Annotated in this window: 6 protein-coding genes and 1 pseudogene; 4 read left to right on the top strand and 3 right to left on the bottom strand. The window is 65.2% G+C overall.

Translation table 11 applies throughout. The features are described from left to right. From B3T77_RS06710 to B3T77_RS06695, 4 genes are all read left to right on the top strand, one after another. Positions 1 to 581, top strand: a 581-nt coding sequence (locus B3T77_RS06710; protein ID WP_292078261.1) for an aminotransferase class V-fold PLP-dependent enzyme, incomplete at its 5' end; no start/stop codon positions are given. 4 nt (positions 582 to 585) lie between these two features. Further along, positions 586 to 975, top strand: a complete 390-nt coding sequence (locus B3T77_RS06705) for an SUF system Fe-S cluster assembly protein (RefSeq protein ID WP_137721741.1) — start codon at positions 586 to 588, stop codon at positions 973 to 975. 13 nt (positions 976 to 988) lie between these two features. After that, a complete protein-coding gene (locus B3T77_RS06700; RefSeq protein WP_066551375.1) occupies positions 989 to 1,378 on the top strand; it encodes a HesB/IscA family protein in 390 nt (129 codons plus the stop codon). A 1-nt stretch (position 1,379) separates the two neighbouring features. Further along, the gene (locus B3T77_RS06695; RefSeq protein ID WP_292078260.1) at positions 1,380 to 1,739 is read left to right on the top strand and encodes a TfoX/Sxy family protein; all 360 of its coding nucleotides are present in this window, start codon (positions 1,380 to 1,382) and stop codon (positions 1,737 to 1,739) included. On the opposite strand, the gene B3T77_RS06690 is transcribed toward B3T77_RS06695, so the two are convergent. From B3T77_RS06690 to B3T77_RS06680, 3 genes and pseudogenes are all read right to left on the bottom strand, one after another. After that, positions 1,732 to 2,484, bottom strand: a complete 753-nt coding sequence (locus tag B3T77_RS06690; RefSeq protein WP_292078259.1) for a lysophospholipid acyltransferase family protein — start codon at positions 2,482 to 2,484, stop codon at positions 1,732 to 1,734. The genes B3T77_RS06695 and B3T77_RS06690 overlap by 8 nt on opposite strands. 37 nt (positions 2,485 to 2,521) lie before the next feature. Next, a complete protein-coding gene (locus B3T77_RS06685) occupies positions 2,522 to 3,571 on the bottom strand; it encodes a GGDEF domain-containing protein (protein ID WP_292078258.1) in 1,050 nt (349 codons plus the stop codon). Positions 3,572 to 3,681: 110 nt separating this feature from the next. Next, positions 3,682 to 4,025, bottom strand: a pseudogene (locus B3T77_RS06680) (RNA helicase); the annotation flags it as partial.

Below are 4,025 nucleotides of genomic sequence, written 5' to 3'. Positions count from 1 at the left end.
CCATCGGCTGCGACTTCTACGTCGTGACCGGGCACAAGCTGTTTGCGCCCACCGGCATCGGCGCCCTGTACGGCAAGGCCGAGGCGCTGGAGGCGCTGCCGCCCTATCAGGGCGGGGGAGAGATGATCGAGACGGTCGAGCAGGATCGCGTGACCTATGCCCGGCCGCCGCACCGCTTCGAGGCGGGGACGCCCCCGATCCTGGAGGCTATCGGCCTGGGCGCGGCCCTGGAATGGCTGGCGCAGTACGACCGGGCGGCCGTGCAGGCGCATGAGCATGCCCTTTATCAGCACGCCGTCGATCGACTTCAGGGTGAGACCTGGCTGCGGATTCTGGGCGAGGCCGAAGGCAAGGGCGCGATCCTGACCTTCGCCGTCGAGGGCGCGCATGCCCATGACGTCGCCCAGATCATGGACCGCTACGGAGTCGCGGTACGCGCGGGTCTGCACTGCGCCGAGCCGCTGGCGAAAAGAATGGGGGTGACGTCGAGCACCCGCGCCTCCTTCGCCCTATATAATACCGTGGAGGATGCCGACGCCTTCGTGGATGCGCTGATCAAGGCGCGGAACTTCTTCGTGTAAGCCGATGACAGATCAACCGATTCAAGACAGCGACGCCTTCAAGGACGCTTGGGACGAACCCCAGAAGAGCGCCCTGTCGCAGGCCGAGTTGGACACTCTAACCGATCAGCTGATCGAGGCGCTGAAGACGGTCTATGACCCTGAAATCCCGGTCGACATCTATGAGCTGGGCCTGATTTACCGCGTCGACGTCAACGACGATCGCGACGTGGTGGTGGACATGACGCTGACGGCGCCGGGCTGTCCGGTGGCCGGCGAAATGCCGGGCTGGGTCGAGACGGCGGTGGAGAAGGTCGAGGGCGTGCGCAGCGCCAAGGCCAATCTGGTTTTCGATCCGCCGTGGGACGCCTCCAAGATGAGCGACGAGGCTAAGCTGGCCCTGAATATGTTCTGATGGATATGTTCTGATGAGCGAGCTTCAAGCTACATCTCGTCCGCGCCGCCCGCGCCCCAAGGCCGTCACCCTGACGGACGCGGCCGCCGAGCGGGTGCGTGAGATCCTGGACAATGCCGAGAACGATCACATCGGCCTGAGGATCGGGGTCAAGAACGGCGGGTGCGCCGGGCAGGAATACACCTTCGCCTATGCCGACGAGATCGGGCCGATGGACGAGGTGGTCGAGGACAAGGGCGTCACCATCCTGATCGAGCCCCGGGCCGTGCTGTTCCTGATCGGCACCGAGATCGACTATGAGACGACGCGGCTGGCGTCCAAGTTCGTGTTCAACAATCCGAACCAGACCGACGCCTGCGGCTGCGGCGAGAGCGTGACCATCGTGCCGGTCGCCGCCGACTGAGATGGCTTACGATGCGGACTTCGGCGAATGGGTCCGCGAGCATTTCCATGCGCTCGGCCGCCTGGAGATCAAGCGCATGTTCGGCGGGGCCGGAGTCTATGCCGCCGGCGTCATGTTCGCCCTGTTGGACGACGGCGTGGTCTGGCTGAAGGGCGACGAGGCGCTAGGGCAGGCCTTCGTCGCGGCCGGCTCGCGTCAGTTCACCTATCCGACCAAGGACGGCCGCACGATGAGCATGGGCTACTGGACCCTGCCTGAAACGGCTCTCGATGACCCCGACGAAGCCGTCGCCTGGGCGAGGCGGTCGCTGGACGTGGCGGTGAAGAAGGCGTCGGGGAAGAAGCCTAAGCCCGTTACTTAGTCGGTGTGTCGATCAGCACGGCCGGCGTCACGGGTTGACCCGTGGCCTGGGAGACGAGCTCGGCGGTGCGGGTCTCGATGACGGCTTCGAGGCGAGCCAGGAATTCCTCCTTGGGCAGGCCGACGGGGATCGGGTCGAGGAACTCCAGCGTCGCTGTGCCGGGGTGTTTTTCGTACTGTTCCTCTGGCCAGAAGAGGCCGAGGTTGGTGGCGAGCGGCACGACGGGCACGTCGAAGTCGCGGTACATGTGCCAGACGCCGGAGCGATATTTGAATTTCTTGCCGACGGGCGCGAGATGGCCCTCGGGATAGATCAGGATCTTGCGGTTCTCGGCGCGGGCCTCGGCGGCGCGCATGGCCAGGGCCTTGCGCGCTTCGTGGCCGCCGCAGGAGTTGACGACGATGGCGCCCAGCTTCTTCAGCACGCCACCTAGCAGGGGAAACTTTTCCAGGTGATCGCCGGTGACGAAGGCGATGTCGTCGAACTGATCGTAGGTCGCAAAGCCGTCGCCCCAGCTTTGATGCTTGGAGGCGATGATGAAGGCGCCCTCGGGCAGGCGGTCCTTGCCACGCACGTCCAGCTTGATGCCGGCGAAGATCGACATGGCTTGGACCATGCGCTTCACATAGCGACGGATGACCCAGCTGGCCGGGCCGCGACCGGGCGCGAGCGCAGCAAAGGCGGCGGTCAGCCCGTAGCCGATCGATAGGATCCAGTAGGCGACATTGAAGGCGAAGCTGCGCATGGGACGACTATGGCAGAAAGCTTGGCCTTGTCAGACCCTAAGCCGCCTTTTCGAGCGAGGAGGCCGGCGTGACGCAGTTACGGCCCGCACGTTTGGATTCGTACAGGGCGGCGTCGGCGCGTTCCAGCAGGCTAGCGGCGGTTTCGCCCTTTTGGCGCTGAGCGAAGCCTGCAGAGACCGTGACTGAGCCCAGGTCGTCATTGGTCGAACGACGGCGCAGTGCGCGTGACGCCACGTCGTTGCGGATGCTCTCCAACGCGGCCATGACGACGCCAGCGCCTTCACCCGGGAAGATGATCGCGAACTCCTCGCCGCCGAACCGGGCTGCGAATCGGGTCTTGCCGCAGATGTTGGACAGGACGGTGGAGACATAGCGCAGCACCTGGTCGCCGGTCTGGTGGCCCCAGGTGTCGTTGAACCGTTTGAAATGGTCGATGTCGAGGATGGCCAGGCTAAGCGGCGCGCCGTCATCCTCGGCGCAGGCGGCCTCGAGCCGTTCGTCGAAGGCTTTGCGGTTGGCCAGATTGGTCAGGGCGTCGGTCATGGCGTCGCGGCGCACCTGTTCCAGGTTTTCGCGCAGGCGGATGACTTCCTTGTTGGACTTTTCCAGACGTTTTTCGAGGATCGCCGTTTCGCGGCGCACGCGGTTGGTCGCGGTCGACAGGTCGCCGACCAGATTCTTCAGCGAGGACGGATCATCGACGGTTTCCATGCACTGGGAGGCGTCGGCGAGGGTCTCGCCATAGTCATGCTGAGTCTTGTGCGCCATTGCGATGGCGCTGGCGACGCTGGCCAATTCGCGATCCAGCACGGCGCCCACGTCGCGGATCTGATCCGGCAGGCGGCCGCGCGGCAGGAACTCGGCAGCCAGCATTTCGGAGGTCTTGTCGGTGATGACGGCGGACTGCGCCAGAAGGCGGCGGATTTCCTGCGCCAAAGGACCGTCGGGGTCGCTGAGGTAATGCAGCCAAAGCTCGAAGTTCAGCGGAGTGGGCCAAACGCCCGCCTTCTCCATTTCGCCGATGACGTTGCGCGCCAAAGCATAGGCTTGAGGAGCTCTTAGCGCCGTCTCGACCTTTTTCGACATTCTTGTTCCCCTGGGCCCCTGTTCTGGAGCTGTGTCGGGGCGCACACTACGGGATGTTCCGTAATGCAGGGTAAACGACGCGGCGTTTCACCGCGCCGTTGTGGACGAGTTCAGGCGCGGATGACGACGGGCCGGCGCAGGAAGGCGGGGATGTCGTCGCCGAAGCCACGCACGCCCTGGCGCTGAGTATCGCTCTTGTCGGCCTTGCGGTCACCGCGGCGATCGGATTGCAGCAGTTGCGGTTCGCGGTCTGCACGGTCGGGGCGCGCGGCGTGAGCGGTCTCAACAGGCTCGGCGATCGGCTGCGCTTCGATAGCGGAGGCGACTGGAGCTGCAACATCGACCGGCGCCTCGGGGCGGGCCTTGCGGCGGCTGCGGCTGCGGGGCGCCGCAGCCTCTTCAGATGATGGCGCAGCTGTGACGGGGGCGATGTCGACAGGCTCTGCGGACGGGG

The organism is Brevundimonas sp. UBA7838 (assembly GCF_002500885.1).
Classification (GTDB): Bacteria; Pseudomonadota; Alphaproteobacteria; order Caulobacterales; family Caulobacteraceae; genus Brevundimonas; species Brevundimonas vesicularis_C.
Note: the sequence above shows the minus strand (reverse complement) of the source record. Positions and strands in the feature narration are given on the sequence as shown.

Excerpts from the sequence above, each read along its gene's own strand:
- B3T77_RS06705 (WP_137721741.1), top strand. The coding sequence starts at position 586 with ATGACAGATCAACCGATTCAAGACAGCGACGCCTTCAAGGACGCTTGG.
- B3T77_RS06700 (WP_066551375.1), top strand. The coding sequence starts at position 989 with ATGAGCGAGCTTCAAGCTACATCTCGTCCGCGCCGCCCGCGCCCCAAG.
- B3T77_RS06695 (WP_292078260.1), top strand. The coding sequence starts at position 1,380 with ATGGCTTACGATGCGGACTTCGGCGAATGGGTCCGCGAGCATTTCCAT.
- B3T77_RS06690 (WP_292078259.1), bottom strand. The coding sequence starts at position 2,484 with ATGCGCAGCTTCGCCTTCAATGTCGCCTACTGGATCCTATCGATCGGC.
- B3T77_RS06685 (WP_292078258.1), bottom strand. The coding sequence starts at position 3,571 with ATGTCGAAAAAGGTCGAGACGGCGCTAAGAGCTCCTCAAGCCTATGCT.